Below are 750 nucleotides of genomic sequence, written 5' to 3' on the forward strand. Positions count from 1 at the left end.
ATACAATCGGGAAGACAGGATTCGAACCTGCGACACCTTGGTCCCAAACCAAGTACTCTACCAAGCTGAGCTACTTCCCGTCGTGATCGAATATCTCCTATCACTATATGCACCCTAGAGGAGTCGAACCTCTAACCGCCTGATTCGTAGTCAGGTACTCTATCCAGTTGAGCTAAGGGTGCTCATTAATATTTATGCCGAGGACCGGAATCGAACCGGTACGATCGTTTCCAATCGCAGGATTTTAAGTCCTGTGCGTCTGCCAGTTCCGCCACCCCGGCCTCTAAGCGAACGACGGGATTCGAACCCGCGACCCCCACCTTGGCAAGGTGGTGTTCTACCACTGAACTACGTTCGCATACGCCTCTTCTCTCTTAATGCCGGCTACATGACTTGAACACGCGACCCTCTGATTACAAATCAGATGCTCTACCAACTGAGCTAAGCCGGCCTATTTCTTATGCGGGTTAAGGGACTTGAACCCCCACGCCGTTAAGCGCCAGATCCTAAATCTGGTGCGTCTGCCAATTCCGCCAAACCCGCGCTTATGACCCGTACTGGGCTCGAACCAGTGACCCTTTGATTAAAAGTCAAATGCTCTACCAACTGAGCTAACGAGTCTTCTTTGAAATCTTCTTCCGATTCCAACGGTCCCGACGGGAATCGAACCCGCGATCTTCGCCGTGACAGGGCGACGTGATAACCGCTACACTACGGGACCTATGGGAGTTAACGGGATCGAACCGCTGA

General features: G+C 52.1%; 8 tRNA genes. All 8 read right to left on the reverse strand.

Annotated features, from left to right (window positions below):
* Positions 1 to 6 precede the first annotated feature (6 nt).
* The 8 genes from HMPREF3108_RS06610 to HMPREF3108_RS06645 all read right to left on the reverse strand — a co-directional run bounded on the left by HMPREF3108_RS06610 (position 7) and on the right by HMPREF3108_RS06645 (position 721).
* Positions 7 to 80, reverse strand: a tRNA-Pro gene (locus tag HMPREF3108_RS06610).
* A gap of 28 nt (positions 81 to 108) precedes the next feature.
* Positions 109 to 182: transfer RNA gene (locus tag HMPREF3108_RS06615), tRNA-Arg, on the reverse strand.
* A gap of 13 nt (positions 183 to 195) precedes the next feature.
* Positions 196 to 281 (reverse strand) — tRNA-Leu (locus tag HMPREF3108_RS06620).
* 5 nt (positions 282 to 286) lie between these two features.
* Positions 287 to 358: transfer RNA gene (locus HMPREF3108_RS06625), tRNA-Gly, on the reverse strand.
* A 20-nt stretch (positions 359 to 378) separates the two neighbouring features.
* Positions 379 to 451 (reverse strand) — tRNA-Thr (locus HMPREF3108_RS06630).
* A 10-nt stretch (positions 452 to 461) separates the two neighbouring features.
* Positions 462 to 543 (reverse strand) — tRNA-Leu (locus tag HMPREF3108_RS06635).
* A 5-nt stretch (positions 544 to 548) separates the two neighbouring features.
* Positions 549 to 621, reverse strand: a tRNA-Lys gene (locus tag HMPREF3108_RS06640).
* Positions 622 to 648: 27 nt separating this feature from the next.
* Positions 649 to 721, reverse strand: a tRNA-Asp gene (locus HMPREF3108_RS06645).
* Positions 722 to 750 lie beyond the last annotated feature (29 nt).

The organism is Streptococcus sp. HMSC10A01 (assembly GCF_001807785.1).
In the GTDB taxonomy this organism is placed as follows: Bacteria; Bacillota; Bacilli; order Lactobacillales; family Streptococcaceae; genus Streptococcus; species Streptococcus gordonii.